This window comes from Micromonospora sp. NPDC049175, from assembly GCF_043197345.1.
GTDB lineage: Bacteria > Actinomycetota > Actinomycetes > Mycobacteriales > Micromonosporaceae > Micromonospora.
The window spans coordinates 615,868-635,604 of sequence record NZ_JBICSY010000002.1 but is presented as its reverse complement, the minus strand read 5'-3'; the positions used below and the strand labels follow the sequence as shown (position 1 = coordinate 635,604).

The window sequence follows — 19,737 nt, the reverse complement described above, 5'->3', positions numbered from 1 at the left end:
AGCGCCTTGCGCGCCCTGAACGCCGACCTCGCCCTGTACGCCCTGAGCACCTTGAGCGCCTACGTCGCCCTGAAAACCTTGAGCACCCTGAACCCCGACCTCGCCCTGCGCACCTTGAGAGCCCTGAGCGCCAGCATCGCCCTGCGCACCCTGGAGACCTGCAGCGCCCTGCGCACCCTGTAGACCTTCAGCGCCCTGCGCGCCCTGTAGACCTTCAGCACCCTGTGCGCCCTGAGCGCCGGCCTCGCCCTGCGCTCCCTGCGCGCCAGCATCGCCTTGCACACCCTGGAAACCCTGCGCACCCTGAACGCCGGCCTCGCCCTGCACGCCCTGAGCACCTTGAGCGCCCTGAACCCCCGCCTCGCCTTGAGCACCTACGGCACCCTGGAAACCTTGGGCACCCTGAACGCCAGCATCACCCTGAGCACCTTGAACACCGGCGTCGCCCTGTGCCCCTTGAGCACCCTGAACACCGGCCTCACCCTGCGCCCCAACAGCACCCCGAGCGCCTACATCACCGTTCGCACCCTGGAAACCCTGAGCGCCCTGAGTACCGGCCACACCCTGCACGCCCTGAGCACCGGCATCGCCTTGGGCGCCTTGAGCACCGACGTTGCCCTGCGCGCCTTGAGCACCCGCATCGCCCTGCGCACCTTGAGCACCGACGTTGCCCTGCGCGCCTTGAGCACCCGCATCGCCCTGCGCACCTGAGGCGCCGGTCTCGCCTTGAGCGCCGGTGTTGCCCCGAGCACCCTGGAAACCTTGTGCGCCCACGTCACCCTGCGGGCCCTGAGCACCGGTGTCGCCCTGGGGGCCTTGAGTGCCCTTGCCGCCATGCGAGTCGTACGGGTGCTTGCCCCCGTCCTTTCCACCCCACGGGCCCTGCCAGCCCTGCGGGCCACAGTCCGTTGGCGTGTCAGGGTGCTGGTCCGACGAGTCAGGTCCATCGGCGTCCAGGCGGACGGTCGACCAGGACAACGGCCACCCGCCGTACTGGCCGAGCGGACCGGGCGTACCGATGTGCGCGCCCCGGGCGGAGGACGTCACTTCCTCGGGTTGCGCTGCGGCTGCGGGCCCGCCCGTCATCCCGACTATCAGCAGGGCAGAACTCAGCCCTGACGCGGCGCGGCCATGCTTGAGGGCGCGCTGCAGCCGTCGGTCGTTGTTCATGACCCCTCCAGAGAGCCACTCCGGACACACCCAGAGCTACTTGGCAGTGACTTACCGATACTTCACGGCGAAGTGCAGCGTATTCGACCGATTAAAACCTTGAAGTCTGTTTAGCCACATATACCCGTTTGCCGAAAGTGGATATTCGTCATGATTCAGCGAGACGGTGGCAGCGCGTAGCTCCACTCCGGACCGCTTTCCGAAGCGAGGTCATGTTCGATCACGTGGATTGCGGGCGTCGGATACCGCTCGATCGTGACCACGGCGATCGACTGGCAGGGCATCAGCGCGGGATGCCGGCAGTCGACGCTCCCCCGCTTGAGGGAAGGCACTGGCCTCTACTGGGGAGGAGCGGCGCCCCGTCGGCCCGGACCATCGGCCTATGACTGTCGATGTGGTGTCGCGTGGCCCCGGTCCGGACGGGCTGGTCGTCGACCGAGCGCGGCGTGCGCGGGTGACCCGGATGGTGATCGGCTACGGGGTGGTCGTCGCGGTGCTGCCGTACCTGGTTCTGAAGGTGTTGTGGATTGGCGGGGTGATGGTCGGTGTGCCGGAGGGTTCCCCGGCGCGTGGCGCGGACTTCGTCGCACCGAACATCGTCACCGCGGTGATGGACGTCGTGGCGATCCTTGTCGCGGTGGCGTTCACGCACCGCTGGGGGCTGCGGCTGCCGGCGTGGCTGGTGCTGGCGCCGGTCTGGGTCGGCATCGGGCTGCTGACCCCAGCAGTGATCGAGGTGGTCAACGGCGCGCTGGCCGGCACGGTGACAGGTGGCCGCGAGGTGAGTCTCACCGGTGGCCTCGTGGCCCCCTGGACCTATGTGGTGGTCTACACGTCGTTCGCGTTGCAGGGCGTGCTGTTGTCTGCCGCCTTCCTCGGGTACGCGGGGTCGCGCTGGTCGTACCTGTTCGACCGGCCGTCGGCCAGCGGGTCCGGCGCGACCCGTGGCCTACAGGTGGTGCTTGCCCGCGCAGGTGGCGCGGCCGCTGCGGCTATCGCTGTCGCGCACCTGGTGATGGCGTTCGGCGCGGAGGGCGCGTTCGTGGGCGCCTACCAGGAGGGTTGGGAGTACACGGCTCGGTCGGGTGAGGTGGTGAACGCGGTGATGGCGGCGTCCGCTGCCGCCGGCGTGCTGCTCATGCTGCGCCAGCCGACCGCCGGTAGTCGCACGGCGGCGCGCGTGGGGTTGGCGCTCACCTGGGTCGGCACGGGCGCGATGTTCGGGTACGCGATGCTGACCCTCCTGGCGGTGGTCCTCGGCGCGCCGGAGTCGGACAACGTCACCGCACTGAACGGGCTCACCCAGTTGGGCGCGCTGCTCGCCGGAGCGGCCCTGGCGATCACCGCCGTCCTGCATCTCCTGGAACGTCGACCCGGCGGCCAGCACCCCGCGATCGCCGGGGCCACGCTGTGACGGCGGCGAACCGCTCCGACCGGGTCCGGAACCGGGACCGGTACGGCGAAGCCGCCGTGATCGCCACCGGTGGTCTGGCCGTGCTGACGCTCATCTGCGCGGCAACCGGGAAGGGCTACCCGTTCGGACCGAACGACCCGGTCGACGACATGTCGCTGATCCGGGCCGTTCCGCCGGGAGTCGGTGCGGCACTACTGGCAGGCATCCTGATCGGCGCGATGCTGATCATGCTCGCGACGGCGGGGCGTCGCGCCGCGCGTCCAGGTGGTGTCGCTCGGGCCGCCATTCTCGTAACGGGGTATGGGGCGGTGGTCGTCATGCTGTTCGTGGTGCCCGACATTCGGCTCCTGGCCCTGGTCGCCTACCTGCCGATGCTCGTACTGGGCGCGCCCTTCGGCTGGCCGGACGTCGACTACAGCTCGATCGTGACCACGACGATCGCCTGGCAGGGCGTCAGCGTCTCCGCGGGACTGCTGGTGGCCATCCGGTTGGTGCGCTGACAGCGCGACAGTCGGGGCGCCTGCGTCTCGTGCGGCCGGGCACACACCCGTACCGGATCATCTTTTGACGCGGCCGCCGTGGGTCGATGGGCGACCGGCGTCGCGGTCACCGTGCCGTTGCTGTTCGCGGCTACCCGGTACGCGTGGATGGTCGGTGTTCCCCTTGGTATCAGTGACGCCGCGATGCGGCACCTGCTGGAGACCGACGGACGGTGGCGTGGTGGTGCCCTGGCCACCTTCGCCGTGGTGGGGGCGGGGCTGACGTTGGGGCTTGTGCAGCGGTGGGGAGAGGTGTTCCCTCGGTGGGTCGTACGGCTCGGCGGGAGGCCGGTGCCGGTGCGCCTGGCCGTGATCCCGGCCATTGTGGTTGCCGCGCTCGTCATGTCGGCCGGGCTGGGTCTGGTCAGCAACACCGACATCTTCTTCGGCGAACTCGGGGCGCAGCCGTGGTTGGTCGGCATTCACGTGCTGTGGCCGATATGGGCCGCCGCGCTCGGGGTCGCCGCCTACGCCTATCACCTTCGCCGCCGCGAACGATGTGCCGTGTGCGGCGTCGGCGACAGCGAGCGGTAGCCAGAGCGGTAAGCGTTCTTCAGGAGCGACACGGTCGCTGCCGGCCGGGACCTGTGACAGCCGTTGTACCTTCGCGGCCATGAGCCAGGGCCGTAGGAATGGCAGTTGGTGCCAGCAACGACCGGTCAGCGAGGAGGAACGCGCCGCGGCGGTGGAGGCTTACCGCGTTTCGGTCGCCCGTTTACAGCACAGCGCGTATCGGAACCTGCGGCAGAGCATCGCGTACGCCACGATCTTCGTCGCGGTCATGGCCACCTGGATGATCTTCATCGACCAACCCACGCCGACGACGTTCCCCTGGTACGCGATCTCGATCCTGGGTGGCGCGTTCGGCCTGGCCACGTACGTCATGCGAGAACCGCGGCCGAGGCGCTTCGTGCTCGCCGCCGCAGTCGTCCTCGCCGCCGTGGGCATGACCGGCATCTTCCTCACGGACTAGCCAGAGCCGGCCGCTGCCGCTCCAGCATCAGCGCCGTGATGGAACTAGACCTTGATGACTTCGCCGAAGCCGAACTTGACCTCGCCTATCTTTCCGCAGGCACCGCCATCAGCACCCACTACGACATGTCGACCGCCGCCGACCTCACCGCGTGCCTCGACGAACTCACCCACCGGCTGACGTCGGCTCCTTCCCGGACCTGACCAAGCCCAGAGGAACGTCCGGGGGAGAGCAGTCAGCGCGTCAGGGGGACTCGCCGGGCACGGACCGTGCGGTGGCTGATGCGCCACCCGCTGTCGCCGCGCACGATCGTGTCCTCATAGGTCACGCTGCCGATGGTGCCGTCCGCGTTGATGCCGATGCCCTTCGACAGTGCGTGCACGCGGTCGTCGGCTAGTTCGGTGAGCACGATGTTTGTGACGTGGTGAGCGACGGGGTTCCCCTCACCCAGGGCCAGCGCGGCGTCCTTCAGCATTGCCAGCCCGGTGAGCACCCCGCCGCCAAGGTCGGTGACGTCATAGGCCACGTCCGCGGTGAACAGCTCGTGCATCCGGTCGAACTCGCCGCTGTCGGTCAGGTGGCCGTGCCGGTTGATCAGGTCCGTGATGGCCGCGCGGTCCTCGGCGGTCAGCGTCATGGCGTCCTCCACTGGCTCTAACCGGAAAGCTCCCCACTTAGGCTTGGTACTCTAAGCGGGGATTTCCCCACTTGGCAAACCTGGAGTTGCGGATGGCGTCGAACGCGGACAAGCCGGCGATTCCCGGGCATGGGCGCAGGGCGGACGCCACACGCAACGCCGAGCGGCTGCTCGCCGCGGCGCGCGAACTGGTCGACGAGTCCGGGTCCGAGGTCGCCCTCGACGAGGTGGCGCGGCGGGCCGGCGTCGGCAATGCGACCCTCTACCGGCACTTCCCGACCCGGGGCGACCTGCTCGTCGCCGTCTATGCCGACGAGGTAGCGGCGCTGTGCCGACAGGGCGCCGACCTGCTCGGCGACCCGTCGCCCGCAGACGCACTCTTCACCTGGCTGGACGCGTTCGTCATCCACGTCGCGACGAAACGCGCGCTCGCCCTCGCCGCCACCGAAGGCCCCGGCGCCCGCCGGACCGGAATGTTCGACAAGTGGCATGAGTCGATGCGCTCCACGGCGACCAACCTGCTGCGGCGCGCACAGGACGCCGGCGCCGTACGACCCGATCTCACCGTGACCGATCTGCTGGCCATCGGCAGCGGTGCCGCTCTCACCGGCACCAATGCGGCACACGCCCAACGGCTCGTCGGGCTGCTGCGCAGCGGTGTCCAGGTGGACAGGGACGGCACTAGCGGGTGAGGCGAGCGAGCCCCCGACCTGGAATCAGCGGCGGTGATCGCGCGCGGTTCAGGAGGCATCAATTCGGTACGGTCGCCGGATGGAAGATGCCCGGCCATTGCGGATGCCCAGCACACTGCTGTTCATCGCCATGTGCGTGCTCGGCATCTGCGCCCTGCCGTCCGCGGCACTGTTCGTGCTCACTGGCACCATAGGAGGCTCAGACCTTGCTCCCAGCCTCGCGATCGGAGCGCCGGCGCTGATCGCCTACCCCGTTGCGGTGTGGCTGTGGCTGCGCGCCAGAAGGCAGCCAATCGTGGGGCGGGCGTGGGTCCTTGCCGGACTCGGACTCGTGCTGATCGTCGGCAGCTCGGTGCCGCCGGTGACGGTCTTCGGCGGGCTGATCGTCGAAGAGCGGCGGGAATCTCAGCCGGGTGGACGCGGCTACCGCGGTTGAGTGGCCAGGTTTGTTGTCGATCCGGTCTGGGCGAGCAGCCCCGCGATGAGGAGGGTGCGAGCGGTCGCGGCGCCACTGGATCCGGGGCGGCAGCTTTCGCCTCGACCGGCCGGCCCGCGCGGCAGGCCTTCGCCTGGTCGGAAGCGCTCCCGGACAAGGGACGACCCCCGTCGGGGGGAGACGGGGGTCGTCGAAGGTTCGGCTCCGGGGGGGTCGAGCCGAACCACTCAGCGGCCACGGGGGGTGCAACCGCTGAGGGTCTTTGTCTGTTTCGGGGATGTGAAAGCGCGTCGTACGGACAAGTCTGCCTGAGCGGACCCGTCACGTCGAGTGGTGCCGACCCCACTCACTGCGAAAATCTCCTCGCGGAGTGTGACCGTGATCACGCGAAGCGGGATTTGCGGTGCCAGCCCGCAGGTCTGAAGGGTGGCCTGACCCCGGGCACCCGCCGACGATAGACCATCCGGCTAGACTTTCGCGCCGTGGGCCGAAGTGCCGCTTTCTTCGATCTGGACAAGACCGTCATCGCCAAGTCGAGCGCCCTGGCGTTCGGTCGGCCGTTCTACCGGGACGGGCTGATCACCCGGCGTGACGTGGTCAAGTCGGCGTACGCGCAGCTGATGTTCCGGCTGGGCGGCACCGACGAGCAGACCATGGCCCGAACACGGGACTACCTGGCCGCGCTCTGCAAGGGCTGGCAGGTGGAGCAGGTCCGCCAGATCGTCGCGGAGACGCTGCATGAGCTGATCAACCCCTATGTGTACGCCGAAGCCGCTGTCCTGATCGCGGAGCACCAGGCCGCCGGGCGGGACGTGGTGCTGGTGTCGGCGTCCGGCGAGGAGATGGTCCGGCCGATCGGCGAGCTGCTCGGGGTCACCGACGTGATCGCCACCCGGATGACGGTTCGGGACGGCAGGTACAGCGGCGAGGTCGAGTTCTACGCGGCTGGCCCGAGCAAGGTCGAGGCGGTCGGCGAGTTGGCGGCGGTTCGGGGTTACGACCTGGCCGACTCGTACGCCTACTCCGACTCGTACAGCGATCGTCCGCTCTTGGAGTGTGTCGGTCACCCGAGTGTGGTCAATCCGGACCGGCAGTTGCGCAAGCTGGCCTCGGAGAATGCCTGGCCGGTGCTGGAGTTCCGGCACCCGATCCCGCTGGGCCGTCGCCTGCGGGAACGACCCGCTGTCCCGGTGGCCGCCGCGGCCCTGGGGGTCGGGGTTGGGGTGGCCATCGGTATCGCCTGGTACGGCCGGCATCGCCGGACCCGCGCCGCCGCCACCGCCTGACCGGTCCGGGCTGCGCGACCATTCCTGCGGTTCCCTCGCCTCGGCACGTGTCGCCGACGTGACGGTGGGTGCCGCCCTCGTCACCCGCACCGTGCCCACTCGTGCCGACAACCCGTTTGAGCGATCGCTCAAACAGTCGTATGCTCCGTTTGAGCGGTCGCTCAAACGGGGAGGTCACACATGGTCCACGAGGAACAGCCGCATGACGACGAGGAACAGCCGGCCGAGCGGACGGCCGCCAACTGGGTGCTGGCCGGCCTGATCACGCTCTTCGGGCTGGTCGTCTTCGTCGGGGTGGTCAATCAGGGCCGGGCCGACAGCGCCGCGCTCTTCGTGGCGCTCCCGGTGCTGCTGGCCGCCGCCCTCGCGCTCACCCCCCGCCAGACGACCCACGGCAGGGTCTTCACGGCCACCACGATGGCCCTGCTGCTGGCGGGGGTGCTGCTGCACGAGGGCGCGATCTGCGTCGTCCTGGCCGCCCCGCTCGTCTACGCCGTGGCGCACGGCACCACCGCGCTGATCCACGCCCTCCGGAAAGCCAATCGGCCGTACGTGTTCGCGGCCGTGCCGCTGCTGCTCCTGCCCGGTCTGGAGGGCAGCGGCATCGCCGGCCGGGTCGACCCCGAGCAGACGGTCGAGGTGACCAGGGTCGTCGGGCTCCCCGTCGACCGGGTGGCCGAGCACCTCGCCGCCGGCCCCCGCCCGACCGCCGTCCGTTCCGCGCCGCTGCGGCTGCTGGGCGTACCCACACCGGGGCAGGTCAGTGGCGACGGGCTCAGCCTCGGCGACAGGTGGATGTTCGGCTACCACGGCAGCGCGCACGGTCCGGGGGGCCACCTGCTCGCCGAGGTGGACGACGTCGCACCGGGGCGGATCGGCTTCCGCTTCGTCGAGGACAGCTCCATCACCGCGCGCTGGTTCACCTGGCGGCACGCGGAGCTGAGCTGGCGGGCGATCGATCCGGGGCACACCGAGGTCCGGGTCCGGGTCGACTACGCCCGGGGCCTGGACCCGTCCTGGTACTTCGGGCCGGTGCAGCAGGTGCTGCTCGGCGCCGGGGCCGGGCACCTGCTCGACATGCTGGCGTTGGAGTGACAGTCGCCCGCTGGCTGAGCCTGGCGCTGCCGCTTGTCGCCGTGCTCGCCGTCGGTGGCCGGGTGCGGGACCGGGCCTCCCGGGCCGCGGGGCTGTTGGCGTTCGTGGCCGCCGGGATCGGCATCGCCGCGCTGCACGAGGTCGCCCGCCGGACCGGGTGGTACGCGTTCACGCCTGTCGACGGCGCGTTCCGGGGGATGCCGGTGGACCTGTGGATCGGCTGGGCCGTCCTCTGGGGTCCGCTGCCGGTGCTGCTGCGCCGGGTGCTGCCGCTGCCGGTCGCGCTGGGTCTGCTGCTCTGGGTCGACGCGGTCGCGATGCCGGCAATGCACCCGCTGGTCCGCCTCGGGCCGCACTGGCTCGTCGGGGAGGTGGTCGGGCTGCTCGTGGTGGCCCTACCCGCCCAACTGCTCGGTCGATTCTGCGCCGACCGCCGGCACCTGGGCACGCGGACGCTCCTCCAGGTCGGCGTGTTCGCCGCCCTGCTGCTCTGGTTCGTGCCGACCCTGGCCTTCGAGTTCGGCGACGGGTCGTGGGCGGGGCTGACCGGGCTGAACCGCACCGGGCTGCTGGTGGTGGCGCAACTGGCCCTGCTGGCCGCCACGCCGGCGTTGGCTGCCGTCGCCGAGTTCGCCGCCCGGGGCGGTGGCACGCCGTACCCGTGGGACCCGCCGCGTCGTCTGGTCACCACCGGCCCGTACGCCTACCTGGCCAACCCGATGCAGCTCAGCGCGGTGGTGGTGCTGCTGTGCACCGCCGTGGCCACCCGGAGCGTCACCCTGGCCCTCACGGCGCTGTCGACGGGAGCGTTCGGGGCGGCGGTGGCCGGGCCGCACGAGCACCACGATCTACGGGCGCGGTACGGCGACTCCTGGCGGTCGTACCGGGAGCAGGTGCGCGACTGGTGGCCCCGCTGGCGGCCGTGCTGGGCCGGGCCACCGGCGGTGCTCTGGCTGGACGACGACTGCGGGCCCTGCGCGGCCACCTGGCGGATGCTGGCCCGCCGGCACCCGGTCGGGCTGCGGATCCGGCCCGCTCGGGAGCACGAGCACGTGCTGTGGCGGGCGGAGTACGTGGGCGGCGACGGTCACGTGGAACGGGGGGTGGCCGCCGTCGCCCGCGGACTCGAACACGTCCACCTCGGCTGGGCGGTGCTGGGCTGGACCCTACGACTGCCCGGGGTCGCCTGGCTCGCCCAACTGGTCACCGATGCGATGATCGCACCGCCGCACCCGGCCCGCCCGCGAGGAGAGCCATGTCCGACACCAAACAACGCCTCCTCGACGGCACCATCGCCGCCATCCGGGAGCACGGCATCGCCGGCGTCTCCGCCCGTACCATCGCGGCCGCCGCCGGGGTGAACCAGGCGCTCGTCTTCTACCACTTCGGCACCGTCGACGACCTGCTCGCGGCGGCCTGCCGGACCGGCACGGCCGAGCGGGTCCGGCACTGGTCGGCACGGTTGGCCTCGGCCGGCTCGCTGCGGGATCTGCTCGCCGTCGGGCGGGCGTTGCACGACGAGGAACGCCAACTCGGCAACGTCAGCTTCCTGGCCCAGATGCTGGCCGGGGCACAGGCGGACCAGCGGATGGCCGCGCCGACGGCCGCGGCGCTCCAGCTCTGGGTGGACGAGATCGAGGCGGTCCTGCGCAGGCTGCTCGCCGGGTCACCGTTCGCCGAGGTGGCCGACGTGCCCGGGCTGGCCCGCGCGGTGTCGGCCGCGTTCATCGGGCTGGAACTCTACGAGGGGGTGGACCGGGCGGGCGCCGACCAGGCGTTGGCCGCGCTCGACCAGCTCGCGCTGCTGCTGGAGATCGTCGATGACCTCGGGCCGATCGCCCGCCGAGCGCTGCAAGCCAAGGTCAACCGCGCGGTACGGCGGGAGTGACAGCCACTCAGGCGGCGGCGAGGATCTCGTCGCCGATGGCGGTGAGCTGGTCGGCGCCGACCTCGACCGCCGCCAGGTAGTGGCGCAGCCAGGAGCGCAGACCGTCCGGCGTGCCGGTGGCGAAGGCGCCGGCCGAGCCGACGTACTCGGGTTCCCGCTCCCGGTGCCCGACGTCGACGGCGAGCAGCCCGCGCGGGTCGAGGCCGCTGGCAAGCAGCACCAGCCGCGCGGCGCCACGGGCCACCACGCCGGACGGCCCGGCGAACGGGCGCAGGTTCAGCAACTCACCGTGGACGACGGCGGCGAGCACCAGCGGTGAGACAGTGCTGCCGCCGGCGACCAGCCCGGCCAGCCCGTCCAGTCGGGCGGCGACCACCGGATCGGCAACCGGCCGGCCCAACTCGGCCTCCGACACCAGGTCGCGGGCGGCGAGCACGTGCAGTTTCGCGAGTGCCTGTCGCGGGGCCTTCGGCCAGAGCTCACTGAGGCCGGGCAGCGCCCCGGCGACCCGCAGCGCCCCCTGCAGCAACGGGTCGGTGACGGTGCCGGCGCGGACCGCCTCGCGGTCGTGCACGGCGCCTTCGAGGGCGGCGCTGGCCACCGCCGAGCGCAGGCTCACCTCGGCGGCGACCTGCCCGCCGTGCCGGCGCAGCGCACGGTGCCCGAGCGCCTGGTCGAACCGCTCGCGGGCCTGCTCGACGGCGGCGGCGATGTCGGCGAGCGCGAGCAGGGGTGCGAGCGGGTCGGTGGTCACCCCGCCACGCTAGCGACCCGGCCCGGCCAGGCGGGTCGCACCCGGCCGCAGCGCGACCCGCACCACCCGCCCAGGCGCCCCCGTTCGGGCCGACACCCGTCGCGGGCAAGGTCAACACGGGTTCCTTGAAGTCGGGGTGTCCCCCTGGCCTGGACACCGCGATTTCAAGGAACCCGTGTCGATCAAGGTGCCACTGGCGGCGACCCGGTCCGTCGGGCGCGTGGTGAGGGCCGCTCGGCGCGACGCGGCGGGCAGCGGTCGCCTGCCGCAGGGCCCGGGACTACCCTCGTGCCCAGCGAGACGCAGGTCACCCGAGGACGAAGGAGTCACGGCATGAGCGAGGCATTGGCCAATCTGCTGAACGAGACGCGCCAGTTCCCCCCGCCGGCCGAACTCGCCGCGCACGCCAATGTCACGGTTGACGCGTACGCGGAGGCCGAGACCGATCGCCTCGCGTTCTGGGCGAAGCAGGCCGACCGACTGGCCTGGTCGAAGAAGTGGGACGAGGTACTCGACTGGTCGAACCCGCCGTTCGCGAAGTGGTTCGTCGGTGGGCAGCTCAACGTGGCGTACAACTGCCTGGACCGGCACGTCGAGGCGGGCCGGGGCGACAAGGTCGCCATCCACTGGGAGGGCGAGCCGGGCGACACCCGGACCATCACGTACGCCGACCTGCACGAGCTGACCTGCCGGGCGGCGAACACGCTCACCGAGCTGGGTGTCACGGCCGGCGACCGGGTGGCGATCTACCTGCCGATGATCCCGGAGGCGGCGGTCGCGATGCTGGCCTGCGCCCGGATCGGCGCGGCGCACAGCGTGGTCTTCGGCGGCTTCTCCGCCGACTCGCTGAGCAACCGGATCCAGGACGCCAGCGCCAAGGTGGTGATCACCGCGGATGGCGGCTACCGGCGGGGCAAGCCGTCGGCGCTGAAGCCGACCGTGGACGAGGCGGTGGCGAGCTGCCCGTCGGTGGAGCACGTGCTCGTGGTCCGCCGCACCGGCGAGGACGTGGCGTGGTCGGCGAAGGACCACTGGTGGCACGAGACGGTGGAGACCGCGTCGGCCGAGCACACCGCGCAGCCGTTCGACGCCGAGCACCCGCTGTTCATCCTCTACACAAGCGGCACCACGGCCCGCCCGAAGGGCATCCTGCACACCACCGGCGGCTACCTCACCCAGGCGTCGTACACGACGCACGCGGTCTTCGACCTCAAGCCGGAGACGGACGTCTACTGGTGCACCGCCGACATCGGCTGGGTCACCGGGCACTCCTACATCGTGTACGGCCCGCTCTCCAACGGCGCCACCCAGGTGATGTACGAGGGCACCCCGGACACCCCGCACAAGGGCCGGTTCTGGGACATCGTCGAGAAGTACAAGGTCAGCATCCTGTACACCGCTCCGACGCTGATCCGCACGATGATGAAGTGGGGCGAGGACATCCCCGCCGGCCACGACCTGTCGTCGCTGCGGCTGCTCGGCAGCGTCGGCGAGCCGATCAACCCCGAGGCCTGGATGTGGTACAGGGAGTTCATCGGTGGCGGAGCGCTGCCCATCGTCGACACCTGGTGGCAGACCGAGACGGGCGCGATCATGATCTCCCCGTTGCCGGGGGTGACCGCGACCAAGCCCGGGTCGGCGATGGCCCCGCTGCCGGGCATCGTGGCCGACGTGGTGGACGACCAGGGCCAGTCGGTGCCGAACGGTGGCGGCGGTTACCTGGTGCTGCGCGAGCCGTGGCCGTCGATGCTGCGCACCATCTGGGGTGACGACAACAGGTTCATCGAGACATACTGGAGCCGGTTCGAGGGCATGTACTTCGCCGGCGACGGGGCCAAGAAGGACGACGACGGGCACATCTGGCTGCTCGGCCGGGTCGACGACGTGATGCTGGTGTCCGGTCACAACATCTCGACCACCGAGGTGGAGTCGGCGCTCGTGTCGCACCCGTCGGTGGCCGAGGCGGCGGTGGTGGGCGCGACCGACCCGACCACCGGGCAGGCCATCGTCGCGTTCGCCATCCCGCGCGGCAGCACCGACATCGCTGGCGACGCGGGTGAGCAGCTCATCGCCGAGCTGCGCAACCACGTGTCGAAGACGCTCGGGCCGATCGCCAAGCCGCGGCAGATCATGCTGGTGGCGGAGTTGCCGAAGACCCGCTCGGGCAAGATCATGCGCCGGTTGCTGCGCGATGTCGCGGAGAACCGGTCGCTCGGTGACGTGACCACGTTGCAGGACTCGTCGGTGATGGAGCTGATCTCCTCGGGGATGAGCGGAGCCAAGTCCGACGAGGACTGACGGCAGGTGTACACAGCGGAGGGTGGCGGTCCGTGCGGACCGCCACCCTCCGTCATTTCTTACGGGTACGGCCCGCAGCGTCCCGCCGCTGTCACATCGGTCGGTCGGCTGACCCGATAGCGGCTAAACGGCCACAGACGGTGGGCCCCCGCTGTCCTTTCGGCCGGTTGTGATTTAGGTTCACGCAGGTTGGAAGAATTCGACACTCGTCACATCGATGGTCGGACGACTCCACCTCCTCCTCCCCATGCCCGAGAAATGGAGCGGCATGAACCACAAACCGCAGTCCGGGGCGCGACGACGACTACTCGTCGCGTTGCCCGCCATCGCCCTCGCGGCCACGTCACTGACCGTGACGGGCAGCGCGGCGGCCCAGTCGTCGTCCCCGACGCCTCAGGCGGTGATCGGCGCGGATGAGCACTACATCAACTACGCCGAGCCCGAGGTGCAGCCGGACACCACAGGCCGCGAGGTGAAGGGCAAGGGTGGCGTCTACACCCCTGCCGTGGAGTCCGCGCGCGAGTTCGACCAGAAGCACGCTCGGGGCAACCCGGTGACCGCCCGGCAACTGGCCAAGGACGAGGCCAAGTCGCTGAAGACCGGCCAGAACCCCCGCAAGTTCAAGAAGGCGCCGACCACGCAGACGGCGAAGCTGTTGACGCTGCTTGTCGAGTTCAACGACAAGGCCAACGACGACTTCACCGACGTGATGGTCCCGAAGACGGTGTTCGAGGACCGCACCTGCGTGCCCGGCACCGTGCAGAACGGGCCGAAGCACAACAAGATCCCGGACCCGTCGCGGCTGCCCCACGAGGACAACAACTCGATGTGGGTGCCGGACTTCTCGCCGTCGCACTACAACAAGATGCTCTACAGCAAGCAGGGCATCACCGAGCGGGTCCGCAAGGACCTGAAGGGCCCGGACGGCAAGAAGGGCATCGACCTGTCCGGTCGCACCATGCACAACATGTACCTGGAGATGTCCAAGAACGCGTACACGGTGGAGGGGCAGTCCAGCCCCTGGATCACCGTGCCGCACTCCGAGGGCTGGTACGCGGCCAACCGCTGCTTCCAGGACGAGACCGGCGCCTGGGTTCCCGGCCGTGAGCAGTCGATGAACGGCCACCCGGACAACCCGGCCGGCGCGGGCCGCCTGGCGACCGACGCGATCGACGCGCTCGTCGCGAAGGACCCGACCTTCCCGTGGGCCGACTACGACATCGAGGACCAGGCCGACCGCGACGGTGACGGCAACGTCTTCGAGCCGGACGGCGTGATCGACCACCTCGTGCTGGTGCACGCCGGCCAGGGCAAGTCCCGTGGCGGTGGCGCCGAGGGCGTGTACGCCGTCTGGGCGCACTCCTCCACGGTCGCCGGTGGTTACACGATCCCGGGCACCAACCTCAAGGCGTCGAACTACATCGTGCAGCCGGAGGACGCCGGCGTCGGTGTCTTCGCCCACGAGTTCGGCCACGACCTGGGCCTTCCGGACCTCTACGACACGTCCGGCAACGCCGACTCCGACGTGGACTTCTGGGACCTGATGGCGTCCGGCTCGCACTCCGGCGAGATCTTCCAGGCGCTGCCCACGCACATGGGCATCTGGGACAAGTGGGTGCTCGGCTGGGCCGACCCGCTGACCATCCGCCCCGGATCGAACCCGCGTGAGGTGAAGCTCGGGCAGACCTCACGTACGCCCATCGACTCCGAGGACGGCATCAAGGTCGACCTGCCGGACAAGGTGACGACGCTTGCCACGCCGCACAGCGGCACGAAGATGTGGCACAGCAACAACGACCAGAGCTGGGCCGACGTCAAGCTGAGCCGCTCGGTCGACGTGCCCGCCGCGGCGGACGCGAAGTTCTGGATGTGGAACAACTACATCATCGAGGAGGACTGGGACTACGGCTTCGTCGAGCTGTCGACCGACGGTGGCGCGTCCTGGACCGAGCAGAAGGTGTACGACGAGGGCGGCACTGTCGTCACCACTCCCGACGGCTACCCGGACCCGAACGGCCGGATGAACGACTTCGGCGGCAAGAAGTACGGCCTGACCGGCAGCACCGACGGCTGGCGCCACGACTACGTCGACCTGTCGGCGTACGCGGGGACCACCGTGCAGCTGCGTCTGCGCCAGGCCACCGACGAGGCGTTCGAGGAGCGCAACTGGTTCGTCGACGACTTCTCGGTGACCGGCGGCGGCGCCACCACGTGGAGCGACGACGTCGAGGGCGGCGCCAACGGCTGGACGGCCACCGGCGGCACCTTCGTCGACACCAACGGCGGCGGCTGGAAGGTCTCCAGCGGCACCGAGGTGCACGCGCAGTTCTACCTGGCCGAGTGGCGCAACTTCGACGGCTTCGACAAGGGCCTGAAGTACGCGTACGACACGATCTACTCGCACGAGGCGTGGAAGGTCGACCGGATCTCGTACAACGCGCCGGGCATGCTGGTGTGGTACCGGGACAGCGCGCTCGGCGACGTCAACCACGTCACCGGGCAGATGACCTCCCTGCCCAGCTACGGCGCGAAGGGCGGGCTGCTCATCGTCGACTCGCACTTCGACCCGTACCGCCGCACGGGCGTGGCGGCCGAGAAGGACCCGTCGGTGACGGACAACCTGCCCAGCCGCCCGCAGTCGGCGAACGCCGCGTTCACGCTCCAGAAGACGTACCCCTTCACGGAGTGCCTGGAGGCGGCGGACGAGCCGTACAGCGCGTACTGCACCAAGTTCAAGGCGCAGGCGCCGGTGAAGTCCTTCACCGACGCCAAGACCTGGTACCCGGGCATCGAGATGCGCGACGGGTCTCCGTACGCGCGGGACAACGACGCCTCGGTGGTCGTGCCGTCGCGGAACAACGCGCCGTACACCACCCGGGTCACCCACCCGGACGGCAGCCCGGCGCCGGAGTTCTACGGCGTGACCCTGGGCGGCGGCGCGATCGTGCTGGGCACCGGCAACCCCGGTGACGCGGGCGTGAACTACGGCGTGTCGCTCACCATCAAGAAGGCCGCGAAGGACAACTCGTCCGCGACGATCTTCGTCACCCCGGTGAAGAAGTGACGCTCTGCTGAGCGTTAGCCGATAACAGTGGTTGGTGGGGCCGGTGGCGGAAACGCCTCCGGCCCCACTGTCGTACATTGATCACATCTATCGAGATGTGTCGTTGCAAACCGGGGTGGCCGGTCCGCCCGCTGGTCACCGTGGCTGACGATGCGCCCGAGATGTGACGGTGGAAAGCATTCCCCACAAAATCTTGCAACAAATCGACGCGTTCATCTTCCCACCCGTCCCAGCAGTAACTATGTTCACCAATGGTCCCGCTCGTGGGATCGATCTCCCACCGGCCCGCACCCCCGTGGGGCCGGTTCCCTCACACCGGAGGTACCACGTGCGCAAAGTCGCAGTGGGTCTGCTCGGGCTCTCACTGACGGCGACAGGCCTGGCTTTCGGCCCGTCCGCCTCGGCGGCGCCTCAGCCCAAACTGCCGGTAGCAGCACCCGCCGCTGCCGAACCGCAGGCACTGAAGGATGAGCTCCCCGACACGCTCGAGGAGAAGCGCCGCGCCCTGCGCGAGCAGGGTCTCAGCGACGTGCTGAGCGGTCGTAGCAAGCCGATCGAGCGCAACGGCAGCACTGTCGTCAAGGTCGGCGAGGTCGGCAAGGCCGCCACCAAGGGCAACGCCCGGTCCGCCGCTGGCGCTCAGGCCACCCAGGACCAGTACGTCGAGCTTGAGCGGGAGCGGACCGACAAGATCTTCGTGATCCTGGCCGAGTTCGGTGACGAGCGGCACCCGTCCTACCCGGACAAGGACACCGACCCGAACATCGCCGGGCCGACGACGTTCCAGGGGCCGCTGCACAACAAGATCCCCGAGCCCAACCGGGCCGTGGACAACTCCACCATCTGGCAGCCGGACTTCAGCCCGGAGCACTACCGCCAGGTCTACTTCGGCACCAATCCGGGCGACGAGTCGCTCAAGCAGTACTACGAGGCGCAGTCCTCGGGTCGCTACACCGTCGACGGTGAGGTGACCGACTGGGTCAAGGTCCGGTACAACGAGGCCCGCTACGGGCGCTCCGACGACCCGATCCCGGACCCGGAGCCCGGCCAGCCGGTGGACCCGCGCGACGACCCGGCCGTCTGCGCCGACAACGTCTGCTCGAACACCTGGGCGCTGGTCCGCGACGCCGCCAACCAGTGGGTCGTCGACCAGAAGGCCAAGGGCAAGACGGACGCGCAGATCGCCGAGGAGATGCGGTCCTTCGACCAGTGGGACCGGTTCGACTACGACGGTGACGGCGACTTCAACGAGTCCGATGGTTACATCGACCACTTCCAGATCGTCCACTCCGGCGGCGACCAGGCCGACGGTGACCCGCAGCAGGGTGAGGACGCCATCTGGAGCCACCGCTGGTCGGCGTTCAACAGCTCGCCGGTCGGCCCGCCGAACTTCCCGATCGGCGGCACCCAGATCGGCAACACCGGCGTCTGGATCCGCGACTACACGATCCAGCCGGAAAACGGCGGCCGCAGCGTCTTCTACCACGAGTACGGCCACGACCTGGGCCTGCCGGACGACTACGGACCCGCGGACAACAACAACGAGCACTGGACCCTGATGGCCCAGAGCCGGCTCGGCGCCAAGAACGACCCGGCCATCGGCGACCGGGGCGGCGACCTCGGCGCGTGGAACAAGCTCCAGCTCGGCTGGCTCGACTACAAGGTGTTCGTCGCGGGCCAGGACAAGAAGCTGGACCTCGGTCCACAGGAATACAACTCGGACAAGGCGCAGGCCGCCGTGGTGGTGCTGCCCCAGCGGGAATACACCTTCAACTACGGCGCACCTGTCGAAGGCGCCAAACAGTATTTCTCCGGTAACGAGGACAACCTCGACAGCTCGATGACGAGGACGTTCGACCTCACCGGCAAGTCCTCCGCGGCGCTGTCGCTCAAGGGCAAGTACAGCATCGAAGCCAACTACGACTACCTCTACTTCGAGGCGTCGACCGATGGCGGCCAGAGCTGGATCGATCTGAACGGCACGGTCAACGGTCAGCCGATCGGCGTCGACGGCGCCGGCCGCCCGGCCCTGTCCGGCAGCAGCAAGGGCACCTGGGCCGACATCAACATCCCGCTGACCGCGGTCGCCGGCAAGGCGGCGCAGGTTCGCCTGCACTACGTCACCGACGGTGGTGTCTCCGAGGGTGGTTTCTTCGGTGACGCGATCACCGTGACCGCCGACGGTCAGACCGTGTTCAGCGACGGCGCCGAGACCGACGCCGGCTGGGCCCTGGAGGACTTCCAGGTGGTCGGTGCGACCTACACCCGGCTGTTCGACAACTTCTACATCGCCGGCAACCGGTCGTACGTCTCGTACGACAAGTACCTGAAGACCGGCCCGTACTTCTTCGGCTACGCGAACACCCGCCCCGACTGGGTGGACCACTACGCGTACCAGGAGGGCCTGCTCATCTCGTACTGGAACACCCGCTGGTCGGACAACAACACCGCGCCGGCGTCCGAGGCCAACCCGGGTGGTCACCCGGGTGAGGGTCGCAACCTGTACATCGACGCGCACCCGGAGCCGATCTACAACCTGTCCGGTGCTCCGTGGCGGGCCCGGATCCAGGTCTACGACGCGCCGTTCAGCCTCAAGAAGGCCGACTCGTTCACCCTGCGTCTCAACAGCCAGCCGCAGTACATCCGCGGTGAGGCTGCCCAGCCCCTGTTCGACGACACCAAGAAGTACTTCTACGACGAGCTGCCGAACCACGGCGTCAAGCTCCCGGCAACCGGTGTCAAGATCAAGGTTCTGGAGCAGGCCGGCACCTCGATGAAGATCCGGATCTTCTGACCGACGATCCCGCACCACCCAGCGGCGCCCGGGCAGCTTGTCTGCCCGGGCGCCGCCCTTTGTCCAGTCGGCACCGGGAACCAGCCGACCTGCCGGAACGTCCCACCACCGTGCCCCTTGCCCCGTGCCTCACCCGGGCGGCTGCCGGTCTCGCCGCGCTCGTCCTGCTGCCTCTGAGCGCGTGCGCCGGACCGCAACGCACCGACACCACCGCCCCAGCCGCCGGCAGCACCGCCCCGGCGTCCGGCAGCACAACCTCGGCCGCCGACACCACCGCCCCGGCGTCCGGCGCCCCGACGTCGGCCGGCACCAGCCCGGCCGTCCCCGCGTCCCCGCCCGGCCGCACCACCGCGCCACCACTGTCGCGTACGGTCCCGCCGACGGTCCCCGCCCTGCCGAAGCCACCCAAGCCGACAGGCCCGACCGACCTGCGGGCCTCCGCGCTGGTCTCCGGCCACATCACCCGCGGCGGGCGCGGCCCCTGCTACGGGCTCGTCTCCGAGGACGGCATCGAGTACGCCCTGCACGGCGTCGGTTACGGCACCCTGACCGAGGGCAGCTTCGTCTCGCTACGGATCGTCATGCGCCCGTCCGACGCCGGCTGCGGGCCGGGGTTACGCGCCAGCATCGTCGCCCGCTGACCCGAACCCTCGTTCCGGTAGGGGACAACCCGGGCTTCTCCCTGTTCAACGCGACC

19 protein-coding genes are annotated in these 19,737 nt (G+C 69.9%); 17 read left to right on the top strand and 2 right to left on the bottom strand.

From position 1 onward, the window contains the following. The 7 genes from ACGFH8_RS09865 to ACGFH8_RS09835 all read left to right on the top strand — a co-directional run. On the top strand, window positions 1-183 hold a 183-nt coding region (locus tag ACGFH8_RS09865; protein WP_393365669.1), incomplete at its 5' end, for a hypothetical protein. A 93-nt stretch (window positions 184-276) separates the two neighbouring features. Then, a complete protein-coding gene (locus tag ACGFH8_RS09860; protein ID WP_393365668.1) occupies window positions 277-711 on the top strand; it encodes a hypothetical protein in 435 nt (144 codons plus the stop codon). Window positions 712-1,552: 841 nt separating this feature from the next. Then, a complete protein-coding gene (locus tag ACGFH8_RS09855; protein WP_393365666.1) occupies window positions 1,553-2,584 on the top strand; it encodes a hypothetical protein in 1,032 nt (343 codons plus the stop codon). After that, the gene (locus ACGFH8_RS09850; RefSeq protein WP_393365665.1) at window positions 2,581-3,084 is read left to right on the top strand and encodes a hypothetical protein; all 504 of its coding nucleotides are present in this window, start codon (window positions 2,581-2,583) and stop codon (window positions 3,082-3,084) included. Before ACGFH8_RS09855 ends, ACGFH8_RS09850 begins: the two co-directional genes overlap by 4 nt. A gap of 78 nt (window positions 3,085-3,162) precedes the next feature. After that, window positions 3,163-3,657, top strand: a complete 495-nt coding sequence (locus tag ACGFH8_RS09845) for a hypothetical protein (protein WP_393365663.1) — start codon at window positions 3,163-3,165, stop codon at window positions 3,655-3,657. 79 nt (window positions 3,658-3,736) lie between these two features. Continuing rightward, window positions 3,737-4,096: a hypothetical protein gene (locus ACGFH8_RS09840; RefSeq protein WP_393365661.1), complete on the top strand. Its 360-nt coding sequence runs from the start codon at window positions 3,737-3,739 to the stop codon at window positions 4,094-4,096. Between the two features lie 35 nt (window positions 4,097-4,131). After that, window positions 4,132-4,299 (top strand): hypothetical protein, encoded by a 168-nt coding sequence (locus tag ACGFH8_RS09835; protein WP_393367112.1) that lies wholly within the window; start codon window positions 4,132-4,134, stop codon window positions 4,297-4,299. Between the two features lie 32 nt (window positions 4,300-4,331). Here the strand turns inward: ACGFH8_RS09835 and ACGFH8_RS09830 are convergent, their stop codons facing one another. Then, entirely contained in the window at window positions 4,332-4,733 is a 402-nt protein-coding gene (locus ACGFH8_RS09830) for a nuclear transport factor 2 family protein (RefSeq protein WP_393365659.1), read from the bottom strand. A gap of 92 nt (window positions 4,734-4,825) precedes the next feature. On the opposite strand from ACGFH8_RS09830, the gene ACGFH8_RS09825 reads away from it, so the two are divergent. The 6 genes from ACGFH8_RS09825 to ACGFH8_RS09800 all read left to right on the top strand — a co-directional run bounded on the left by ACGFH8_RS09825 (window position 4,826) and on the right by ACGFH8_RS09800 (window position 10,130). Beyond that, a complete protein-coding gene (locus tag ACGFH8_RS09825) occupies window positions 4,826-5,425 on the top strand; it encodes a TetR/AcrR family transcriptional regulator (protein WP_393365657.1) in 600 nt (199 codons plus the stop codon). Between the two features lie 79 nt (window positions 5,426-5,504). Next, on the top strand, window positions 5,505-5,861 hold the full coding sequence (locus tag ACGFH8_RS09820) for a hypothetical protein (RefSeq protein WP_393365656.1): 357 nt from the start codon (window positions 5,505-5,507) through the stop codon (window positions 5,859-5,861). A gap of 482 nt (window positions 5,862-6,343) precedes the next feature. Further along, a complete protein-coding gene (locus ACGFH8_RS09815) occupies window positions 6,344-7,147 on the top strand; it encodes an HAD family hydrolase (RefSeq protein WP_393365654.1) in 804 nt (267 codons plus the stop codon). 180 nt (window positions 7,148-7,327) lie between these two features. Beyond that, window positions 7,328-8,242, top strand: coding sequence for a hypothetical protein (locus tag ACGFH8_RS09810; RefSeq protein ID WP_393365652.1), 915 nt, complete (start codon window positions 7,328-7,330; stop codon window positions 8,240-8,242). Then, window positions 8,239-9,603, top strand: a complete 1,365-nt coding sequence (locus ACGFH8_RS09805) for a methyltransferase (RefSeq protein WP_393365650.1) — start codon at window positions 8,239-8,241, stop codon at window positions 9,601-9,603. Before ACGFH8_RS09810 ends, ACGFH8_RS09805 begins: the two co-directional genes overlap by 4 nt. Continuing rightward, complete coding sequence (locus ACGFH8_RS09800; protein ID WP_393365648.1) at window positions 9,498-10,130, top strand: TetR/AcrR family transcriptional regulator; 633 nt, start codon at window positions 9,498-9,500, stop codon at window positions 10,128-10,130. The genes ACGFH8_RS09805 and ACGFH8_RS09800 overlap by 106 nt, the downstream gene beginning before the upstream one ends. Window positions 10,131-10,137: 7 nt before the next feature. On the opposite strand, the gene ACGFH8_RS09795 is transcribed toward ACGFH8_RS09800, so the two are convergent. Beyond that, complete coding sequence (locus ACGFH8_RS09795; protein WP_393365646.1) at window positions 10,138-10,884, bottom strand: oxidoreductase; 747 nt, start codon at window positions 10,882-10,884, stop codon at window positions 10,138-10,140. Between the two features lie 333 nt (window positions 10,885-11,217). On the opposite strand from ACGFH8_RS09795, the gene acs reads away from it, so the two are divergent. From acs to ACGFH8_RS09775, 4 genes are all read left to right on the top strand, one after another. After that, window positions 11,218-13,182: an acetate--CoA ligase gene (gene acs / locus ACGFH8_RS09790; protein WP_393365645.1), complete on the top strand. Its 1,965-nt coding sequence runs from the start codon at window positions 11,218-11,220 to the stop codon at window positions 13,180-13,182. Window positions 13,183-13,450: 268 nt separating this feature from the next. Further along, window positions 13,451-16,246, top strand: a complete 2,796-nt coding sequence (locus ACGFH8_RS09785) for an immune inhibitor A domain-containing protein (protein WP_393365643.1) — start codon at window positions 13,451-13,453, stop codon at window positions 16,244-16,246. A 343-nt stretch (window positions 16,247-16,589) separates the two neighbouring features. Further along, on the top strand, window positions 16,590-19,040 hold the full coding sequence (locus tag ACGFH8_RS09780; protein ID WP_393367052.1) for an immune inhibitor A domain-containing protein: 2,451 nt from the start codon (window positions 16,590-16,592) through the stop codon (window positions 19,038-19,040). Between the two features lie 110 nt (window positions 19,041-19,150). Beyond that, window positions 19,151-19,681, top strand: coding sequence for a hypothetical protein (locus ACGFH8_RS09775; RefSeq protein ID WP_393365641.1), 531 nt, complete (start codon window positions 19,151-19,153; stop codon window positions 19,679-19,681). Window positions 19,682-19,737 lie beyond the last annotated feature (56 nt).